General features: G+C 66.6%; 19 protein-coding genes. 9 read left to right on the forward strand and 10 right to left on the reverse strand.

Annotated elements, in window-relative coordinates:
• The first annotated feature begins 497 nt into the window (after window positions 1-497).
• The 5 genes from clpS to ACVJ6E_RS06660 all read left to right on the forward strand — a co-directional run bounded on the left by clpS (window position 498) and on the right by ACVJ6E_RS06660 (window position 5,320).
• Window positions 498-827: an ATP-dependent Clp protease adapter ClpS gene (gene clpS, locus ACVJ6E_RS06640; protein ID WP_120267578.1), complete on the forward strand. Its 330-nt coding sequence runs from the start codon at window positions 498-500 to the stop codon at window positions 825-827.
• A 9-nt stretch (window positions 828-836) separates the two neighbouring features.
• A complete protein-coding gene (gene clpA / locus ACVJ6E_RS06645) occupies window positions 837-3,263 on the forward strand; it encodes an ATP-dependent Clp protease ATP-binding subunit ClpA (RefSeq protein ID WP_120267579.1) in 2,427 nt (808 codons plus the stop codon).
• A gap of 154 nt (window positions 3,264-3,417) precedes the next feature.
• Complete coding sequence (locus ACVJ6E_RS06650) at window positions 3,418-4,191, forward strand: AzlC family ABC transporter permease (RefSeq protein ID WP_120267580.1); 774 nt, start codon at window positions 3,418-3,420, stop codon at window positions 4,189-4,191.
• Window positions 4,188-4,538: an AzlD domain-containing protein gene (locus tag ACVJ6E_RS06655; RefSeq protein ID WP_120267581.1), complete on the forward strand. Its 351-nt coding sequence runs from the start codon at window positions 4,188-4,190 to the stop codon at window positions 4,536-4,538. Before ACVJ6E_RS06650 ends, ACVJ6E_RS06655 begins: the two co-directional genes overlap by 4 nt.
• Before the next feature lie 119 nt (window positions 4,539-4,657).
• On the forward strand, window positions 4,658-5,320 hold the full coding sequence (locus ACVJ6E_RS06660) for a glutathione S-transferase family protein (RefSeq protein ID WP_120267582.1): 663 nt from the start codon (window positions 4,658-4,660) through the stop codon (window positions 5,318-5,320).
• Between the two features lie 16 nt (window positions 5,321-5,336).
• On the opposite strand, the gene ACVJ6E_RS06665 is transcribed toward ACVJ6E_RS06660, so the two are convergent.
• From ACVJ6E_RS06665 to ACVJ6E_RS06680, 4 genes are all read right to left on the reverse strand, one after another.
• A complete protein-coding gene (locus ACVJ6E_RS06665) occupies window positions 5,337-5,765 on the reverse strand; it encodes an HIT family protein (RefSeq protein WP_120268323.1) in 429 nt (142 codons plus the stop codon).
• 214 nt (window positions 5,766-5,979) lie between these two features.
• Window positions 5,980-7,239, reverse strand: a complete 1,260-nt coding sequence (locus ACVJ6E_RS06670) for a GNAT family N-acetyltransferase (RefSeq protein WP_120267583.1) — start codon at window positions 7,237-7,239, stop codon at window positions 5,980-5,982.
• A 110-nt stretch (window positions 7,240-7,349) separates the two neighbouring features.
• Window positions 7,350-8,120, reverse strand: a complete 771-nt coding sequence (locus ACVJ6E_RS06675) for a glycerophosphodiester phosphodiesterase family protein (protein ID WP_120267584.1) — start codon at window positions 8,118-8,120, stop codon at window positions 7,350-7,352.
• Window positions 8,121-8,147: 27 nt separating this feature from the next.
• Complete coding sequence (locus ACVJ6E_RS06680; RefSeq protein WP_120267585.1) at window positions 8,148-8,612, reverse strand: RidA family protein; 465 nt, start codon at window positions 8,610-8,612, stop codon at window positions 8,148-8,150.
• Between the two features lie 239 nt (window positions 8,613-8,851).
• Here ACVJ6E_RS06680 and ACVJ6E_RS06685 point away from each other — a divergent pair, with 239 nt between their 5' ends.
• Entirely contained in the window at window positions 8,852-9,706 is an 855-nt protein-coding gene (locus ACVJ6E_RS06685) for a cell envelope integrity EipB family protein (protein ID WP_208996620.1), read from the forward strand.
• A 63-nt stretch (window positions 9,707-9,769) separates the two neighbouring features.
• Here the strand turns inward: ACVJ6E_RS06685 and ACVJ6E_RS06690 are convergent, their stop codons facing one another.
• Both ACVJ6E_RS06690 and ACVJ6E_RS06695 read right to left on the reverse strand, forming a co-directional pair.
• Window positions 9,770-10,798, reverse strand: coding sequence for an amino acid ABC transporter substrate-binding protein (locus tag ACVJ6E_RS06690; protein ID WP_120267587.1), 1,029 nt, complete (start codon window positions 10,796-10,798; stop codon window positions 9,770-9,772).
• Window positions 10,799-10,873: 75 nt separating this feature from the next.
• A complete protein-coding gene (locus ACVJ6E_RS06695) occupies window positions 10,874-11,854 on the reverse strand; it encodes a glycosylasparaginase (protein WP_120267588.1) in 981 nt (326 codons plus the stop codon).
• Window positions 11,855-12,103: 249 nt separating this feature from the next.
• Between ACVJ6E_RS06695 and ACVJ6E_RS06700 the strand changes: the two genes are divergently transcribed.
• On the forward strand, window positions 12,104-12,805 hold the full coding sequence (locus ACVJ6E_RS06700; protein ID WP_158592620.1) for a GntR family transcriptional regulator: 702 nt from the start codon (window positions 12,104-12,106) through the stop codon (window positions 12,803-12,805).
• A 12-nt stretch (window positions 12,806-12,817) separates the two neighbouring features.
• Here ACVJ6E_RS06700 and ACVJ6E_RS06705 read toward each other — a convergent pair whose 3' ends face one another.
• The 3 genes from ACVJ6E_RS06705 to ACVJ6E_RS06715 are packed head-to-tail and all read right to left on the reverse strand — an operon-like array spanning window position 12,818 to window position 15,185.
• Window positions 12,818-14,176: a DNA polymerase IV gene (locus tag ACVJ6E_RS06705; RefSeq protein WP_120267590.1), complete on the reverse strand. Its 1,359-nt coding sequence runs from the start codon at window positions 14,174-14,176 to the stop codon at window positions 12,818-12,820.
• Window positions 14,177-14,214: 38 nt separating this feature from the next.
• Entirely contained in the window at window positions 14,215-14,895 is a 681-nt protein-coding gene (locus ACVJ6E_RS06710; protein WP_208996621.1) for a hypothetical protein, read from the reverse strand.
• Complete coding sequence (locus ACVJ6E_RS06715) at window positions 14,892-15,185, reverse strand: DUF3572 domain-containing protein (protein ID WP_245165062.1); 294 nt, start codon at window positions 15,183-15,185, stop codon at window positions 14,892-14,894. The genes ACVJ6E_RS06710 and ACVJ6E_RS06715 overlap by 4 nt, the downstream gene beginning before the upstream one ends.
• Window positions 15,186-15,363: 178 nt before the next feature.
• Here ACVJ6E_RS06715 and ACVJ6E_RS06720 point away from each other — a divergent pair, with 178 nt between their 5' ends.
• Window positions 15,364-15,732, forward strand: coding sequence for a response regulator (locus ACVJ6E_RS06720; protein ID WP_067216017.1), 369 nt, complete (start codon window positions 15,364-15,366; stop codon window positions 15,730-15,732).
• A gap of 15 nt (window positions 15,733-15,747) precedes the next feature.
• Window positions 15,748-17,169, forward strand: a complete 1,422-nt coding sequence (locus ACVJ6E_RS06725) for a PleD family two-component system response regulator (protein WP_120267592.1) — start codon at window positions 15,748-15,750, stop codon at window positions 17,167-17,169.
• A gap of 10 nt (window positions 17,170-17,179) precedes the next feature.
• On the opposite strand, the gene ACVJ6E_RS06730 is transcribed toward ACVJ6E_RS06725, so the two are convergent.
• Window positions 17,180-17,824 (reverse strand): DUF2799 domain-containing protein, encoded by a 645-nt coding sequence (locus ACVJ6E_RS06730; RefSeq protein WP_199681001.1) that lies wholly within the window; start codon window positions 17,822-17,824, stop codon window positions 17,180-17,182.
• Between the last annotated feature and the right edge of the window lie 547 nt (window positions 17,825-18,371).

Raw genomic sequence — 18,371 nt, forward strand, 5'->3', positions numbered from 1 at the left:
TTTGTCCCAGCCGCAGAAGCGCGCCGTTTCGCGCAGATTGCCGGTCCCGCCCGCCGACAATTCGGCATGTTGCATCGGCGAATGCACAAGGGTGCCATTGAGCTTGGCGCAGGATGCCATACATTAACGGAGCGCGCGGGCACGATTGCCCAAGCGGCTGCTGCAAGGGGCCGGCTAACTGGGGCAAGACCGTTCGCGTCGCGGTCGCGGCACGGATTTCCCGAAACGGGACATGCAGGACGCTGCCTTATCCGGCTTGCCGCAACGACGGAAAGGACACACGCTCCGACTCCGTCCATGCTGGCAAGGCCGGGGACCGAAGAGTCGGACCGGCGTGAGGAAACGCCGGTCGTCTCCAGGCCCTGCAGGGCAACGCCCGCCTGCCGGCCGCGGCAGGAGATGGAAGCGAGAAAGGCGCGTTACGTGACCGCAAGAAAATCACGGGTGTCCGGGCCGCTCACGGACGGAAACCCGTCGCTGGAGGCGATGGAGAGCCAATGACCAACGGACCTCAGCGCGGCAGCGGTGACGACACGGGCAGCGAGCTCGTCACCAAGACGCGGACCGTCGCCAAACGGCCAAACCTGTATCGCGTTCTGTTGCTGAACGACGACTACACGCCGATGGAATTCGTCGTGCACGTGGTGGAGCGGTTCTTCCAGAAGAACCGTGAGGAAGCCACGCGCATCATGTTGCACGTCCATCATCACGGCGTCGGGGAATGCGGTGTTTTCACCTACGAGGTGGCAGAGACCAAGGTCACTCAGGTCATGGACTTTGCCCGCAAACACCAGCATCCTCTGCAATGCGTGATGGAAAAGAAATAGGGGTCGCCCGTGCCGTCATTCTCCCGAAGCCTTGAAAAGGCCCTGCACCAGGCGCTCTCGTTCGCGAACGAGCGACAGCAGGAATACGCGACCTTGGAGCACCTGCTCCTCGCGCTGATCGACGATCAGGACGCGGCCGCGGTGATGCGCGCCTGCAACGTCGATCTCGACGTCCTCAAGCGCAATCTCGTGGAATATATCGACACCGAACTCGAGAACCTCGTCATCGACGGCGATGACGATTCAAAGCCTACCGCCGGGTTCCAGCGCGTCATCCAGCGCGCGGTGATCCATGTCCAGTCGTCGGGCCGGGAAGAGGTGACGGGAGCCAATGTGCTCGTCGCCATCTTCGCCGAGCGGGAAAGCCACGCGGCCTATTTCCTGCAGGAGCAGGACATGACCCGCTACGACGCGGTCAACTACATCTCCCATGGCATTGCCAAGCGCGCCGGCATGTCCGAAGCACGTCCCGTTCGCGGCGCCGACGAGGAAGCTGCGACGGAGGAGGGGGTGGAAAAGCCCAAACAGAAGACGGATGCGCTCGAGGCGTATTGCGTCAATCTCAACGAGAAGGCGAAGTCCGGCCGTATCGATCCGTTGATCGGCCGCGATGCGGAGATCTCGCGCACCATCCAGATCCTTTGCCGCCGCTCGAAGAACAACCCGCTCTTCGTCGGTGATCCGGGTGTTGGCAAGACCGCCATCGCGGAAGGCCTGGCAAAGCGCATCGTCGACGGCGACGTGCCGGATGTCCTGCTGGACGCCACGATCTTCTCGCTCGACATGGGCGCGCTGCTCGCCGGCACCCGCTATCGCGGCGACTTCGAGGAGCGCCTCAAGCAGGTGGTCAAGGAGATCGAGGAATATCCGGGCGCCGTGATGTTCATCGACGAGATCCACACGGTGATCGGTGCTGGCGCCACGTCGGGCGGGGCGATGGATGCCTCGAACCTGCTCAAGCCGGCGCTTGCCTCCGGGACGATCCGCTGCGTCGGTTCGACCACCTACAAGGAGTATCGCCAGTTCTTCGAGAAGGACCGCGCCTTGCTGCGCCGGTTCCAGAAGATCGACGTCAACGAGCCGACCATCTCGGACACGGTGGAGATCCTCAAGGGCCTGAAGCCCTATTTCGAGACCTTCCACAAGGTCCGCTACACCAACGAGGCGATCAAGACGGCGGTCGAGCTGTCGGCCCGCTACATCAACGACCGCAAGCTGCCGGACAAGGCCATCGACGTGATCGACGAGTCCGGTGCCTCGCAGAAGCTCGTTCCCGAGGCGCGCCGTCGCAAGACCATCGGCGTCAAGGAGATCGAGACCACTGTCGCCTCGATGGCTCGCATCCCGCCGAAGTCGGTGTCCAAGTCCGACGAGGAGGTTCTGTCGAACCTGAACGCCACGTTGAAGCGGATGGTCTACGGCCAGAACGAGGCCATCGAGACGCTGGCGAGCGCCATCAAGCTCGCCCGTGCGGGCCTGCGCGAGCCGGACAAGCCGATCGGCAACTACCTGTTCTCCGGCCCGACCGGCGTCGGCAAGACCGAGGTCGCCCGTCAGCTCGCCTCCTCGCTGGGCGTTGAGCTGCTGCGCTTCGACATGTCCGAGTACATGGAGCGGCACACGGTCTCGCGGCTGATCGGCGCGCCTCCCGGCTATGTCGGCTTCGACCAGGGCGGGTTGCTGACCGACGGCGTCGACCAGCATCCGCACTGCGTGCTGCTGCTCGACGAGATCGAGAAGGCGCATCCGGACCTGTTCAACATCCTGCTGCAGGTGATGGACCACGGCCGGCTGACCGATCACAACGGCAAGCAGGTCGACTTCCGCAATGTCATCCTGATCATGACGACCAATGCGGGCGCGTCCGACATGGCCAAGCCGCCGATCGGCTTCAACCGGGTCAAGCGCGAAGGCGAGGATCAGGAGGCGATCAACCGCCTGTTCACGCCGGAGTTCCGCAACCGTCTCGACGCGGTCATCGCCTTCGGCAGCCTGCCGACCGAGGTCGTGCACCGGATCGTCGAGAAGTTCGTCATGCAGCTTGAGGCCCAGCTGGCCGATCGCGGCGTGACGTTCGAGCTGACCGAGAACGCCATCGCCTGGCTGGCCGACAAGGGCTACGACGAGCGAATGGGCGCCCGCCCGCTCGCCCGCGTGATCCAGGAGCACATCAAGCGGCCGCTGGCCGATGAGGTGCTGTTCGGCAAGCTCAAGAAGGGCGGCACGGTCAAGGTGTCGGTCTCGGAAGACGCGGCCGGCCTGTTGCTGGAGACGGTCGAGGACACGCCGGTCAAGCCGAAGGCGGAAAAGCCCAAGACCGCCCGCCCGAAGCGCCGCCGCAAGCCGGCGGCGAAGAAGGCCGAGGCTGCCGCTCCGCCGAAGAAGGGCGGTTCGGCCAAGAAGAGCCTGGTGCCGAAGGTGCCGCTGGCGGACTGACGGCTCCGGCATTCATCGCCGCGCTTCCTGCGCGGCCTCGCGGAACGGCGCCCTTGCGGCGCCGTTTTGCATTTCGGCTTCAACCTGCTAGGTAGGATGCTCTCCCTGCCGCTCCCCCTCCCGGAGCCGGCGCCTAGTCTTGCGGTCTTGTTTCATGCCGACGTCCCCGTCCGCATCCCCGGAGCCATTGCCGGATCAGCCGGAGGCCGGCGCGCAGCTGCCCTCGCGCGTTTGGATCCTGCGCGGCATCCGGGCAGCGGTTTCCATTCCCGCGCTCATTCTCGCAGCCGCCTTCGTCGGCTATGCCGGCCTTGCCCGTGAGAGCGGCTTCACGCTCGGCGAGACGCTGGCCATGGTCGGCTTCGTCTGGGCCCTGCCGAGCGTCGTCGTGCTCACCGGCGCGATCACCGCCGGCATGGGCCTCGTGCCAGCGGCCATTGCGGTCGCTCTCGCTTCGGTCCGCCTGATGCCCATGACCATGGCCCTGATGCCGGTGCTGCGGGTCGACGGCCGGACACGCCGCTGGCAGCTGCTGATCGCCTCGCATTTCGTTGCCGTCACGGCTTGGGTCTGGGCCATGCGGTATCTGGAGGAGCATCCGCGCGAGGCGCGGCTGCCGTTCTTCCTTGGCTTCGGCGCTAGCCTGACGGTTTTCGTCTTCTGCATGACCGGCATTGCCTATGTGCTGGTGGAGGACATGCCGCTGTTGCCGTCGGCGGCCCTGTTCATGCTGACGCCGGTCTATTTCCTGTGCTCGCTGTGGGGCGCGGCGCGCATTTCGGCCGACAAGGCGGCGATGGCCATCGGGCTGCTGCTCGGGCCGCTGTTCCATCTCTACATGCCGGGGCTCGACCTGTTGTGGACCGGGCTGGTCGGCGGCACGCTCGCCTATGTCGGCACGCGGATCGCGCGAAGGGGGCTGCGATGAGTGCTGCCGATGCCTGGTGGTGGCCCTATGTGATGATCGTGGTGGCCGGCTGGCTCGCCACCGACATCTGGCGCTGGCTCGGCGTCTTCGCCAGCGGCAAGCTGCGCGAAGACAGCGAGGTGATGATCTTCGTGCGTTCCATCGCGACGGCCCTGGTCGCCGGCGTGATCGCCAAGCTGATCCTGTTTCCCGCCGGCGCTCTGCAGAGCGCGCCGGTGGCGCTGCGCATTGTCGCGGCCGCCTGCGGCTTTGCCGCCTTCTTCGCCTCGCGGCAGAAGGTGGTGGTGGGCGTTGCGGTCGGCGAGGTCGTGCTGATCGGCGGCTGGCTGCTGCTGGGTCTCGGCTGAGGACAAGTCGGGGAACAGGGCGGGCTGCTGACACGAGGCTGTCAGCAGGGGGCTGCTACTCCACCGCCAGCGACGGCGCGATGGCGCGCCGTCCATCCGGCCCCGAAGGAGAGACCCTGATGTCCGACACCCGTTCCGCCGACAAGCTGACGCTGCACTACGCGCCCCGCAGCCGTGCCAGCACCACCCGCGTGCTGCTCGACGAGCTTGGCGCGCCTTACGATCTTCATGTACTGAACATGCGCGCGGGAGAGCTGAAGTCGCCCGAGTATCTGGCGATCAACCCGCTCGGCAAGGTGCCGGCGCTGACCCATGGCGACACGGTTGTGACCGAGTCCATCGCCATCGCGCTGCATGCCGGCGATCTCTTCCCGCAGGCCGGCCTGACGCCGGCTGTCGATGACCCGCGCCGCGGCGCCTATCTGCGATGGATGGTGTTCTATGCCGCCAGTTTCGAACCGGCCCTGATGGACAAGTTCCTCGGCCACGATCCCGGCCCGCAGTCGTCCTATGGCACCTACGACCAGGTGATGGAGACCCTGGCCGAGCAGCTCGGCAAGGCGCCCTACATTCTCGGCGACGAGATCACTGTTGCGGATATCCAGTGGGGGGCGGCGCTGCGCTGGACGCTGATGTTCAAGCTGGTGCCGGACCTGCCGGTCTTCACCGAATATGCCGAGCGCATCACCGCCCGGCCGAGCTTCCTGCGCGTCTTCGAGGACGAGGCACGGCTCGATGCGGAGCATGAGGCCGCCGCCGCAAAGGTGAGCGGCGGCGACTGATCTTTCGCGTTTGGGCTCAGGCGAGCGCGGCGCGGATCTTGTCGGCGTTGGCGGCCAGCACCGCCTGGTCGGCCATCTCGCCCGTATGCGGGCGCATCGGCACATCGGCAAAGCGCGGGATGACATGGACATGGGTGTGGAACACCACCTGTCCGCCCGCGCTTTCCGAGAACTGCTGGATGGTGGTGCCGTCGGCGTCGAAGGCGCGCACCACCGCATGCGCCATCTTCTGCACGGTCTTCATGACCGCGTTAAGGTCGTCTTCGGCAATGTCGAGGATGTTGCGGGACGGAGCCTTCGGAATCACCAGCACATGGCCGTCGCCGCGCGGCATGATGTCCATGATGACGAGGGTCTTGTCGTCCTCGTACACCTTCTGGGCGGGCAGCTCGCCGCGCAGGATCTTGGCGAAGACATTCTGGTCGTCATAGGCGGCAGCTTCGATCGGCATGGCTTTCTCCGGTAAGGGCCGAACAGGCGAACTCGTTGTCCCTTGGCAGCATAGCCGCTGCCGGGGTTCAAGTTCAGAATCAGATTCAAGCTGAGAAATCGATTCAACGGCGGCTTGAGGGTGGCCCGATGGCGCCTCGGGCGGGCCTCGCATATCGATTCAACGGCGGCGAAAAGACGAGTCGATAGAATCGGATGGGGCGAGGTCTTCAGGCTTTCCTGAAGGGCGAGTGCTCGTCGCGGATATAGGCGCCTTCCTGCTCTACCGCCCGGCGCTCGCGCTCCAGATAGTCGGCGACCGCATCGCGCAATCCGGGATGGGCGATGTAGTGGGCGGAGCGCGTCAGGCTCGGCAGATAGCCGCGCGCGAGCTTGTGCGCGCCTTGCGCGCCGGCTTCCACGCGGGGCAGGCCGTGCTCGATGGCATGGTCGATCGCCTGGTAGTAGCAGACCTCGAAATGCAGGAACGGGTGCTCCTCGATGCAGCCCCAGTTGCGCCCGAACAGCGCATGCGAGCCGACGAGGTTCAGCGCGCCGGCGATATAGCGCCCCTCGCGCTTGGCCATCACCAGCAGCACCCGCTCGCCCAGCCGCTCTCCGAGCAGCGAGAAGAAGCGGCGGTTGAGATAGGGGCGGCCCCACTTGCGCGCGCCCGTGTCCTCGTAGAAGTCGTGGAAGGCATCCCAATGCGCTTCCGTGAGGTCCTTGCCCGTCAGCCGCTCGATCTCGATGCCGGCCGCCACCGCCTCGCGCCGCTCCTTGCGGATCTGCTTGCGCTTGCGCGAGGCAAGGTCACTGAGAAAGCCCTCGAAGTCGGCATAGTTCCGGTTCTCCCAGTGGAACTGCTGGTCGGTGCGCTGCAGGTAGCCGTGCTCGCCCGCCGCGTCCCACTCTTCCTCCTCCATGAAGGTGATGTGCGCGGAGGAGGCCTCGCGCAGTGCGCAAAGGTCCTGCAGGCCCTGCGCCAGCGCGGCGATGGCGGCCGGGCGGTCGATGTCCGGTCCGGTCAGGAAGCGCCGGCCGGTCGCCGGGGTGAAAGGCACCGAGCACTGGAGCTTGGGATAGTAGCTGCCGCCGGCACGCTCATAGGCATCGGCCCAAGCGTGGTCGAAGACGTATTCGCCCATCGAATGGGACTTCAGATAGCAGGGCAGGGCGGCAACGGCGCGTCCGTCCGGGTCTTCCAGGATCAGGTGCTGGGGCAGCCAGCCGGCGCGGCGTCCGACGCAGCCGGCCTCCTCCAGGATCGACAGGAAGTCGTGCGATATGAAGGGGTTGAAGGCGGTTTTCGGAGAAACTGATTCAGCGTCTGCAGACTTTGATTCAAGTGGGGCTGGCGACAGCTTGCCGCCGGAATCGAGCTGCCAGCCGGGATTGGCGAGCGCGTCCCACTCCTGGCGCGGAATGTCGGAGAGCCCGCTGATCGCCTTCAGGCGGAACGCGCGGGTGTCTTCGTCGCTTGCGGTCACTCGGGCAGGCCTTCAACGCTTGCGGCCCGCGCGAGGAGGAGCGCGGCGGGCCGGGTGGGAACTCGTTCCTCACATCTAGTGCGCCGCACGCTTCCTGCAAAGACGGCGGGCTAGGAAGACGGGGCAGCGTCCGGATCGAACCCTTCGAAGACGATCTGGTCGGCGAAGGCGCGGGCGCGGGTGAGGTCTTCCGGCGTGCGGACCGTCCAGGCGATCAGCGGCAGGCCGAAGGCCTTGCGCAGCACCGTCGGGGCGAACGCCGGCAGGTCCTTCACCCAGTAGGAGACGAAGCTCGGCCGGGTGCGGACGCTGTGCAGCATGTGGCGCAGGGCGAAGCGCTCGACGCGGCTGGCGCGTCCCCATTCCTTCAGATCGCGGGCACCGTCGCCGAGCGCGCCGCGCGGAATGTCGGGGGCGGCTTCGCGCATCAGGGCCAGCATTTCCGGGTCGAAGGACTTTACCGCGACCGGGCCCGAATAGCGGGCAAGGCTTGCGGCGATGGAGGCGATGAAGGCGCGCTCCGGCGCGCGGCCGAAGCGGGACTTGATCTCGATGCAAAGCCCGGCCTTGCCGTCCACCTGGTCGAGCAGGTCGTCCAGCGTCCAAAGGCGGTCGTCGGTGCCGCGCAGGGCGATGCCGGTGAGTTCGGCAGCGCTGCGCTGGCGCACCGGGCCGCTTTCGAAGGTCAGCCGGTCGAGCGTGTCGTCATGAAAGACAATCGGCACGTCGTCGGCGCTCTGCTGCAGGTCGACCTCGATGGCAAAGCCCTTGTCGACGGCTGCCTGAACAGCGCTCTGGCTGTTCTCGAGGCAGCCGCGCGACTTGTCGTGATAGCCGCGATGGGCGATGGGACGGCTGGTCAGCCAGGAAATGTCACGCATGGTGGTGTCTGCCGTCCCTGAGCCGTCTTACTCGACCTCGAAAATCGCCTCGACCTCGACGGCCACGCCGAAGGGCAGGCCGGCAACGCCGACGGCCGAACGGGCATGGCGACCGCGGTCGCCGAGGGCCTCGACGAGGAAGTCGGAGGCGCCGTTCATCACCTTCGGCTGGTCGCTGAAGTCGGGCGTGGAGTTGACGAAGCCGACGATCTTCACGAGGCGCACGACCTTGTCGAGGTCGCCGAGAGCGGCCTTGGCCTGGGCCAGCAGGTTGATCGCGCAAAGGCGGGCGGCGGCCTGGCCGTCCTCGATGGAGGTACCGGCGCCGAGCTTGCCCTGGAACTGGATGCCGTCCGAACCCATCGGGATCTGGCCGGAGATGAACAGCTGGTTGCCCGTGCGCACGAAGGGCACGTAGTTGGCCGCCGGCGCTGCCGCCTGCGGAAGGGTGACGCCCAGTTCGGCGATACGTGCCTCGATCTGACCCGACATTGCAGTCCTCCTTTGGATGGTCGGCGGCGACATTGGCCCAAATCCGGGGAGGCATCAAGCCGCCTGCCGGGCCGGCACGGGAGAAACGGGTGGATGATCGCGGGGGTGCCCGGCTTCCTGTCGCGAATGGGTCTGGTCGGCGCGCGCCGGATGGGCAAGACTAGGGGCAGGACCTGTTTATATGGCAACAATGGTCGTCCTGACCCTAAGGGCCGGATTGCTCCAAGGAGACAAGCTTCATGTGTCATACCCACTGGACGCGCCCGCTCGCCATGGCCGGGCTTGGCGTCCTGCTGGCGACTGCCGGCGCACCCGGAGCGGCTTTTGCCGGCATTCAGCTGCAGCCGCACCGCGCCGTTTACGACCTCGGGTTGACCGATACGTCGCAAGCCGCCGGCATGAGCGCCGTGCGCGGGCGCATGGTCTACGAGTTCACGGGAAATGCCTGCGAGGGCTACAGCGTCGCGTTCCGTTTCGTCACGCAGGTGGCGGACGAGGGCGGCAACAGCCGCGTCACCGACCTGCAGACGAGCTCCTTCGAGGAGCCGGCCGGCAAGAGCTTCCAGTTCCTGTCGAAGACCTTCATCAACCAGCAGCTCAGCGAAGAGACGCAAGGGCGGGCCGAGCGGACGGAGGGCGGCATCGACATCGACGTGAAGAAGCCGAAGGAGAACCAGGTCGCGCTGAAGCGCAGGGTCCTGTTCCCGACGGAGCACCTGATCACGCTGCTGGGGCGGGCGCAGGAGGGGGAGACGATCTTCGTCGCCGATCTCTTCGACGGCTCGGAGACCGGCGAGAAGGTCTATGAGACCACGGCGGTGATCGGACCGCGCCGCGAGGGCGCCGGCGATGTCGGGCGCGATGCGGAGGCGGCGGTCGGCGAGATCGGCGCGAGCGCCCACTGGCCGGTGACGATTTCCTATTTCGACGAGACCAAGGGCGATGGCGGCGAGCGCACGCCGATCTACCAGCTCAGCTTCCTGCTCTACGACAACGGCGTCAGCCGCCGGCTGGTGCTGGACTACGGCGACTTCGAGCTGCGCGGAAACCTGGTCGAGATGACGCCGATGACGGCGAGCGAGTGCAACCAGTAGCTCTTCAGGCGAGACGGGGGTGCGGGCAGGCGAGGCCGCCCGCACCCGTTTTTTCGGCCGAGATCAGCGGATCGGCGGGGCGAACTGGATGCCGCCCTGCGACCACAGGGCGTTGACGCCGCGCGGAAGCTGCATCGGGCTGCCGGTGCCCAGGTTGCGGTCGAAGGACTCGCCGTAATTGCCGACATGCCGCACGATCCGGGCGACCCAGTCGTTGGTCAGGCCGAGATTCTTGCCGAACTCGCCGTCGAGGCCGAGCAGCCGGCGGATCTCCGGGTTGTCGCTGGTGGCGGCAAGGTCGTCGACATTGGCCTTGGTGACGCCGAGCTCCTCGGCATTGACCATGGCGAAGACCGTCCAGCGGACGATATCGAACCACTCATCGTCGCCCTGGCGGACATAGGGGCCGAGCGGCTCCTTGGAGATGACGCCGGGCAGCAGCATGTGCGCGTCCGGCTCGGCCATCTTCAGGCGGTAGGAGACGAGCTGCGACATGTCGGTCGTGAGTGCGTCGCAGCGCTTGCTCTCATAGGCCTTCACCGTGTCGTCGATGCTCTGGAAGGTGACGAGCTGGTAGTCCATGCCGTTGACGCGGAAATAGTCGGCAAGGTTCAGCTCGTTGGTGGTGCCCTGCACGGTGCAGATCGAGGCGCCGTTCAGCTCGCGGATCGATTCCACGCCGAGGTCGCGGCGCACCTGGAAGCCCTGGCCGTCGTAGTAGTTGACGGCGGTGAAGTCGAGGCCGATGCCGGAATCGCGGCCGAGCGTCCAGGTCGTGGTGCGCGGCAGCACGTCGATCTCGCCGGTCTGCAGCGCGACGAGACGGTCCTTGCTCGACAGCGGCACGAAATCCGCCTTCTGCGGGTCGTCGAAGATCGCCGCCGCCAGCGCGCGGCAGACGTCGACGTCGAGGCCGGTCCAGGTGCCCTTGTCGTCGGCCATGCTGAAGCCGGCGATGCCGGTGCTGGTTCCGCAGACCAGACGCCCGCGCTCCTTGACGATGTCGAGCGTGCCCTTTGCCAGCGCGGCGTTTCCGAGCAGCAGCGTTCCTGCCACTGCAGCCAAAGCCAGCTTGATGCCTGTTGATGCCATTCCATGTTCTCCGGTTGGGTCGTCTTCTTCACTTCAAGGGGCGGGCCTTGCCCGCGCCCTTCCACTGGCGGCGCGCTACAGGTCCATGACCTCGTAGCGGCCATGTGCCGTTGGCCTTGGTGTCGGGTCGTCGCTGATGGGGATGATTTCTGCCGGTTCGGCCCGGGGGGCGGTCTCGCCCTCGCGCCAGATCCAGTAATGGTTCTCGGGAAGTCCGTTGACCGCGACGACCTTGTGACCTCCCTGCGCGTCGATGGCGTGGATGGTGACGCGGCCGATCAGGCCTCCGACCAGGCGGCGCATGTCCTCCACCGCCTCGTAGACGGCGTTCTCGACCGAAGCTCCCATCTTCATGTAGAGCACCACCGCGCGGGCCGTGCCGCAGCGGATGGTCATCTCGCCGACACCGGTGCAGGCGCAGGCGCCATGGCGGCTGTCCGCATAGGAGCCGGCGCCGATCACCGGGCTGTCGCCGAGGCGGCCGGGATACTTCCAGCCCCAGCCCGATGTGCTGGTCGCCGCCGCGATGTCGCGGTTGCGGTCCTGGCCGAGGAACACCGTTGTGTCGCGGCCGAGCTCGGGATCGATCGCCTGCTTGCACAGCTCGCGCATGGGCACGTCCGGCCAGTCGCGGCGCTCCGCCTCTCCGACCTCGGTGGCGAACCAGCGGTTCCAGGCGTTTTGCGCGTGCGGCATCAGCAGCTCGCCGGCCTCCGCGCCGATCTCGCGGGCGAAGCGCATGGCGCCTTCGCCGACCAGGAATTCGTGCGGCAGCTGTTCCATCACCTGGCGGGCGATGGAGACCGGATGCAGGAAGCCGGTCATGGCGCCGACCGCGCCGGTGCGGAACGTCGTCCCGTCCATGACCGAGGCGTCGAGCTCGACGGTGCCCAGAAGGTTGGGCCAGCCGCCGCGGCCGACCGTGCGCACGCTCTCGTCCGCCTCGACCAGGCGCAGGCCCGCCTCGAGCGCATCGAGCGCGGTGCGGCCCTCGGCCAGGAGCTGCGCCGTCGCCGGAATGCCGCAGCCGCCTTCGTTGTTGGAGACGACGATCATGCGGCAGGAGCCTGCATGCGAGCGTGGATTTCTCTCATATTGTATCCAGTTATCTTTGCATCTTTTTGGTCTGCAAATGGCTGTTTTTAGCCGATAATTTCAAGGTCCGATGAAGCTGATATCACCAGTATGACATATTCAGAAAGAAATTGGATTCAATTTTTTTCAGGCGCGAAAGGCTGCTATGATCGCGGCGGATCACGGGGTATGCCTGCCCGACCGACACCGCAAAAGAGACGCGTTTTGCCGATGACATCGATTGCTGCATCAGGAAGCGGCGCTGCCGGGCGCCGCAAGACGACGAGCGCCCAGGTGGTCGACCGGTTGCGCGAGCGCATCCTGAGCGGTGCCCTGCCGGAGGGTGCGCAGCTGCGACAGGAAAAGCTCGCGGCGGAGCTCGGCGTTAGCCGCGTTCCCGTGCGCGAGGCGCTGCACCAGCTGGAGGCCGAGGGGCTGGTCACGCTGGTCTCTCACAAGGGGGCGGTGGTCTCGGGGCTTTCCGTCGACGACCTGGAGGAGACCTACGAGATCCGTGCGCAGCTGGAGGGCTGGCTTCTGGAGCAGGCGATGCCGCTCCTTGGCGAGCGGGATTACGCGCGCGCCGAGGCACTGGTGACGGAGATGGAGAGCGATCCGCGCGACGAGAGCTGGTCGGATCTCAACTGGCGCTTTCACGAAACGCTCTATGCACCGGCGAACCGGCCGCGCACGCTGGAGCTGGTGCACAAGCTCTATCGCAACGCCTATCGACACTTTCCCTTGCCGATCCGGCTGACCGGCGGGCGCGATCGGATGAGCCGCGAACACCGGATGCTGGTCGAGCTGTGCCGCAAGGGCGATGTCGAGGCGGCGCGCGAGCACCTGACGACGCATATCCTGCTCGGCGCCCGGACGCTGATTTCCCGCCTCAAGGCGTTGCGCCAGAAGGAGACGGCCGAGGAGGCCCGGTAAGGCCTTTCGCCGCTAGCGGTCGCGCTGCCGGCGCGGGTCGCCGGCCTTGGTGAGGCCCAGCTCCACCGCCTTCTTGCCGAATTTCGAGCGCAGCGCGTCGACGGCGCGCTCGGCCCGGGCGCGCTGGCCGGCAACCGGATCCACCAGGTCGTCCGGATCGGCGCGCGTGCCGTCGGTCAGTTCCGACACGCCGATGCCGATCAGGCGGAAGCGCTTTCCTTCCGCTGCGGTCTTCAGCAGCTCGTCGCCGGTGCGGAAGATCCGGTCGGCAAGCTGGGTCGGGTCGGCAAGGCTGCGCGAGCGGGTGATGATGCGAAAGTCCGGCGTCTTCAGCTTCAGCGTCACCGTGCGCCCGGCAAGATCCGCCGCCTTCAGCCGCGTCGAGACCTCTTCCGCAAGGCGCCTCAGGATGGCGCGCAGCTGCGCCACGTCGGAAATGTCCGTGTCGAAGGTCGTTTCGCTCGACACGCTCTTGGTCTCGCGATGCGCCGAGACCGGGCGGTCGTCGCGGCCATGGGCAAGGCTGGCGAGCCGGAGCCCCATCGCGCCGTAGCGGCGGGCGAGGTCGACCGCCTCCATCTTCTGCAGCTGGCCGATGGTGGTCAGCCCGTCTGCGGCGAGCTTTTGCTGGAACACCTTGCCGACGCCCCAGATCAGCCCGATCTTCTGTTCGGCAAGGAAGCTCACCGCCTCGGCCGCGCCGATCACCGAGAAGCCGCGCGGCTTGTCGAGATCGGAGGCGATCTTGGCCAGGAACTTGTTGGGCGCAAGGCCGACGGAGACGGTGACGCCGACCTCCTCCTCGATGGAACGGGCGAAGCGCGCGAGCGATTCCGCCGGGGTTGCGTGATGCAGCCGCTCCGTGCCGGTCAGGTCGAGGAACGCCTCGTCGATGGAGAGCGGCTCGACCAGGGGCGTCAGCGCCCGCATGCGCTCGCGGATGTCGCGGCCGACGCGCACGTATTTCGCCATGTCGGGCTTGATCACCACCGCGTCGGGGCACAGCTCGCGCGCCTTGAACATCGGCATGGCCGAGCGCACGCCGCTGATCCGGGCGATGTAGCAGCAGGTGGAGACGACGCCGCGCGTGCCGCCGCCGATGATCAGCGGCCGGTCGGTCAGCTCCGGGTTGTCGCGCTTTTCCACCGAGGCGTAGAACGCATCGCAGTCGATATGGGCGATGGAGAGGCTGTCGAGTTCGGGATGGGAGAGCACCCGCGGGCTGCCGCAGGAGCGGCAGCGCAGGGAGGTACCGCGCACCGCCGCCGGCGCCCGGCTCAGGCAGTCGCGGCACAGGACGGTGCCGGCGCGGCGGGCCGCCTCGGCGCCGCCGCCCGCTATACGTCCCCCAACAGGCACTGCGCCCGACATGTCCCGCGGCTCCGGTCGTTCGGCGGCGGGGTAAGCTCTCAGCCGCCGATCACCTGCCGAATATAGGTGGTCGCGGTTCCCCAGTCATGGGTCTTCAGGCCGGTTCCCTCGATATCCTCCGCTCCGGCGAAGAAGCGCTGGTCGGCGATGAAATGCACTAGCGTGCTTCCTGCGTGGCTGTCGCGCACCGAGCGGATGTTCGAGGGGCTGTCGTCGATGAAGACGACCGGCGCGCTGCGCCCGGCGGCAAGGGCCGCCACCGCCCCGCCCTTGGGGCCGGAATTGGTGACTAGAGGATAGGCCATGCCATGGCTGGTGAGGGTGCGGATGCGCCCCTCGCGATTCCAGGCGCCCGGCAGATTGGTGAGGAACACCACGTCGGCGGCCCCGGCAAGGCTTGCCAGCGCATCGGCGGCGCCCGGCACCGGCTTCTGCAGCTCGACCCACTCGTCGAAGAAGGCCTGGATCAGCGCCCGCACCACGGTCGCCTCCAGCAGAGTGCCGGCCGAATCTGCGATATTGCCGGTCAGCTTGTATTCGTGGCTGAGGAAGCGGTGGCCGGAGCGGCCCATATGCTCTTCCAGATGGGCAAGGAACAGCAGCACCACCTCGTCCACGTCGCAGATGACAAGCGGGCGCCCGGGGCGCGCGGGATGCGTGTCGTGCAGCTGGCGGATCTGGTCGAGCGTTGCCGGCAGCACCGGCGTCGGCGCGTTCATTCGCCGTTCTCCGCGAAGGCGCCGTCGCCATGGGCGGTGTCGAGCGCATGGCGGGCGGTGGCGATGGTGGTCGGGCGCAGGCCGCGCGCCTCGCAGAACGCCAGCAGCAGGGCCTCGTGGCCCATGTAGAACTCCAGCACGCCGATCAGGAAGCCGGGCTCGCCCGCCGCGTCCCTGAGGTCGGCCGGACCGATGCCGGCCAGGGCCAGGAACCGGCCCAGATGCTCCATGTCGGAGGCGAGATAGCCGAGCGCATCGGTGGCGATCGCCTCCGCTTCCTCGGACCCCAAGCGGGATGAATGCCGCCCAATCATTCGCGTTTGCCTTTCCGAAACGAATTCCCTCTACGATATATGGTACCTATCGTGGGTAAGGGGCCGACGCCAGTCACGCTCTCGCCAAGCCGGCGCTACAAGCTGCCGGACGTGAGCCGCGGGAAGGCCGGGCGCGGGGACGAAGGCGAATACTATGGCTAAAACCGTGCTGATTGTTGAGGATAACGAACTCAACATGAAGCTGTTTCATGATCTTCTTGAGGCCCATGGCTACCAGACGCTGCAGACCCGCACGGGGATGGAAGCGCTGGAGCTGGCGCGTGAGCACCGGCCGCAGCTGATTCTCATGGATATCCAGCTGCCGGAGGTTTCCGGGCTCGAAGTCACGAAATGGATCAAGGAAGACGACGACCTCAAGACCATTCCGGTCATCGCCGTCACGGCCTTCGCGATGAAGGGCGATGAGGAGCGAATCCGGCAAGGCGGCTGCGAGGCCTATATTTCCAAGCCGATCTCGGTCGCCAAGTTCCTGGAAACCGTGCGTTCCTATCTGGGCGACTGACCAACGGAAGAGGGCATGAGCGGGCGCATTCTCGTTGTCGACGACGTCAAGGCGAATGTGAGGCTCCTGGAAGCGAGACTGGGAGCCGAGTATTTCGAGGTCCGCTCCGCCGTCAGCGGCGCGCAAGCGCTTGAAATTCTCGCCGACTGGCCCTGCGATATCGTCCTGCTCGACGTGATGATGCCTGGCCTCGACGGGTTCGAGGTCTGCCGGCGAATCAAGACCGACCCGCGCCTTGCCCATATCCCGGTCGTGCTGATCACCGCGCTGGACCGTTCCGAGGACCGCATTCGCGGCCTGCGGGCCGGCGCCGACGAATTCCTCACCAAGCCGGTCAACGATGTCGCGCTGGTTGCGCGGGTGCGCAACCTCATCGGTCTCAAGCGGCTGACCGACGAATTGCGCCTGCGCGCCCAGACCGGCTCGCAGTTCGGCCTTTCCAGCGATTTCGATCCGGCGGGGGAAATGCCCGCCAGCCTTCTCATCGTCGACGACCGGCCGACCTCGGCCGAGCGCCTCGCCGGTGCGCTGTCGCGCGACTACGACGTTGCGGTGGAGCCGTCGGCGGCGCAGGCGCTGCTGTCGGCCTCGAACGGGGCCTATGACACGATCCTGATCAACCTGCGCATGGCCAGCTACGACGCGCTCCGGCTCGTCTCGCAGCTGCGCTCGCTCGATCGCACCCGGCTGGTGCCCATCGTCCTGATCGCCGATGCGGACGATACGGGGCGGGTGACGCGGGCGCTCGATCTCGGCGTCAACGACCACGTGGTGCGGCCCATCGACAAGACCGAGCTGGCGATCCGCGTGCGTACCCAGGTCAGCCGCAAGCGGGCGATAGACCGGCTTTCCGCCGATGTGGAGCAGACGCTGGCGATGGCGGTCACCGATCCGCTGTCGGGCCTGCGCAACCGGCGCTATCTGGAAACGCATCTGGCGAGCGAGTTGCGTCAGGCGGTCGAGGCCGACCTGCCGCTGGCCCTGATGCTCGTCGATATCGACCATTTCAAGCGGGTCAACGACCTGCACGGCCATGACGCCGGCGACGGAGTGATCCGCGATGTGGCCCGGCGCCTGCGCTCGCACACCCGCAGCCTCGATCTCGCCTGCCGGTTCGGCGGCGAGGAGTTCGTGATGCTAATGCCGGAGACCGATCTGGAGAAGGCCGCGGGCATCGCCGAGCGGCTGCGCAAGATCATCGAGTCCGAGCCCTTCCGCCTGCCGTCCGCCGATGAGATTCTGGTCACGGTGAGCATCGGCGTTGCCGTGTTCCAGGGGAGCGGAGACAGCGGGTCGGCCATGTTGAAGCGTGCCGACCAGGCGCTCTATCGGGCCAAGGCCGGGGGGCGCAACCGCGTCGAGCTGGAAGCGGGAGAGGGCGCCTCGGCCCAGCCGCTGACAGGCGGCACGTCCGGCCGCACCGCCCGCATCGGCTAGCTGCCGTCTTCTACTGCCGATAGCCGGGGATGGTGCGGCGGGCTTCCTCGTCCACCTGCGCCACCGTCAGTTCGTAGTCGCGCCGGCGGTCGTTGAGCTCGAAACGGGCATCCTGGATCTCGAATCGCGCGTCCTGCACCTTCTGGCGCAGATCGTTCTGGCGGTCGCGGCAGGCGATGCGCTCGTCGCCCTTCTTCTCGCGGCAGTCGATCCGGTCCAGTTCCGAGCGCAGGCGGTCGATCTCGCTCTGGCGGTTGTCGATCCGCCGCTCCAGCTGGGTGACCTTGTCGCGTGTGGTCCAGATCCGCTTGCCGAGCCGGTGGGCACGCTCGGCTTCTGCGACAAGGTTCGGCGGGCAGATCGGCGACAGGCTGGTGTTCTGGCGGCCGAGGTTGAAGCCGTTGAGCGGGGTGCAATAGAGCTGCACACCCTGGTCCCAGCCGCTCATATAGGCCTGCGGGTCCGGGGTGATGCCGTGGCGGCCGCAATCCTTGATGACGTCGTCGAAGCGGGAGGAGGGGTAGCCCTGCGCGGCGTGGGCGCGACCGATCTCGCTCCAGTCTCCGGCAACGCATTGTTCCTTGGAGACCGTCTCGCAGCCTGCCAGCAGCGCTGCGGCAAGGACCATGAGGAGGGCGGTGAGGCAATGTCTCATGAGGTGTATCCGCTCCGCTGAAACGAGGGCGCGCGGAGGGCTCATGCTGCCGCCCCCCAACGGCGTCTTTTCCTTATCGGCGGGGCGGGTCGCGCGCAACTGCGGCGAGGCGCGGTGCATCGAACAGGGGGGCATAGGTCCACGGCAAACGGCGCCGATGAGGGGCGACAACCTGCCGAATCGAACGTGCCGCCATCGCCTTGCGCAACAATGTTGCGAGCTTTGAGCGTTAACCGAACTTATTTACATAAAAACAAAAGAAAGTTTTAACGATCTCGGCGAGTGTGTTGATTCGGCGGGCCTTTCAGGTACTCTCATCTCAATCGACGGCGGCTGATCTTCGGGTTGCCGCCCCGCTATCTTGCCGACTTCGCCGTTTTCTTCGCGCAGCCGAGCAGGATGCCCCACGGAAAGTTCAGGTCCGCCGCATCTCCTGACACCGTGGGTCCGATCGGCGTCCCCCCGGGTTTGGAGTGGCCTCCTCGTGTCCCGGCCGGGACGCCGATCGCCTACTCCCCAGCGAATCTCATCCCGTTCCCGAAAGCCG

Source organism: Stappia sp. G46H5W (assembly GCF_058448995.1).

Excerpts from the sequence above, each read along its gene's own strand:
- ACVJ6E_RS06685 (WP_208996620.1), top strand. The coding sequence starts at position 8,852 with ATGTGTCATACCCACTGGACGCGCCCGCTCGCCATGGCCGGGCTTGGC.
- ACVJ6E_RS06660 (WP_120267582.1), top strand. The coding sequence starts at position 4,658 with ATGTCCGACACCCGTTCCGCCGACAAGCTGACGCTGCACTACGCGCCC.
- ACVJ6E_RS06675 (WP_120267584.1), bottom strand. The coding sequence starts at position 8,120 with ATGCGTGACATTTCCTGGCTGACCAGCCGTCCCATCGCCCATCGCGGC.
- ACVJ6E_RS06695 (WP_120267588.1), bottom strand. The coding sequence starts at position 11,854 with ATGATCGTCGTCTCCAACAACGAAGGCGGCTGCGGCATTCCGGCGACG.
- ACVJ6E_RS06720 (WP_067216017.1), top strand. The coding sequence starts at position 15,364 with ATGGCTAAAACCGTGCTGATTGTTGAGGATAACGAACTCAACATGAAG.
- ACVJ6E_RS06705 (WP_120267590.1), bottom strand. The coding sequence starts at position 14,176 with ATGTCGGGCGCAGTGCCTGTTGGGGGACGTATAGCGGGCGGCGGCGCC.
- ACVJ6E_RS06680 (WP_120267585.1), bottom strand. The coding sequence starts at position 8,612 with ATGTCGGGTCAGATCGAGGCACGTATCGCCGAACTGGGCGTCACCCTT.
- ACVJ6E_RS06710 (WP_208996621.1), bottom strand. The coding sequence starts at position 14,895 with ATGAACGCGCCGACGCCGGTGCTGCCGGCAACGCTCGACCAGATCCGC.
- ACVJ6E_RS06650 (WP_120267580.1), top strand. The coding sequence starts at position 3,418 with ATGCCGACGTCCCCGTCCGCATCCCCGGAGCCATTGCCGGATCAGCCG.
- clpS (WP_120267578.1), top strand. The coding sequence starts at position 498 with ATGACCAACGGACCTCAGCGCGGCAGCGGTGACGACACGGGCAGCGAG.
- ACVJ6E_RS06690 (WP_120267587.1), bottom strand. The coding sequence starts at position 10,798 with ATGGCATCAACAGGCATCAAGCTGGCTTTGGCTGCAGTGGCAGGAACG.
- ACVJ6E_RS06730 (WP_199681001.1), bottom strand. The coding sequence starts at position 17,824 with ATGAGACATTGCCTCACCGCCCTCCTCATGGTCCTTGCCGCAGCGCTG.
- ACVJ6E_RS06725 (WP_120267592.1), top strand. The coding sequence starts at position 15,748 with ATGAGCGGGCGCATTCTCGTTGTCGACGACGTCAAGGCGAATGTGAGG.
- ACVJ6E_RS06655 (WP_120267581.1), top strand. The coding sequence starts at position 4,188 with ATGAGTGCTGCCGATGCCTGGTGGTGGCCCTATGTGATGATCGTGGTG.
- ACVJ6E_RS06700 (WP_158592620.1), top strand. The coding sequence starts at position 12,104 with ATGACATCGATTGCTGCATCAGGAAGCGGCGCTGCCGGGCGCCGCAAG.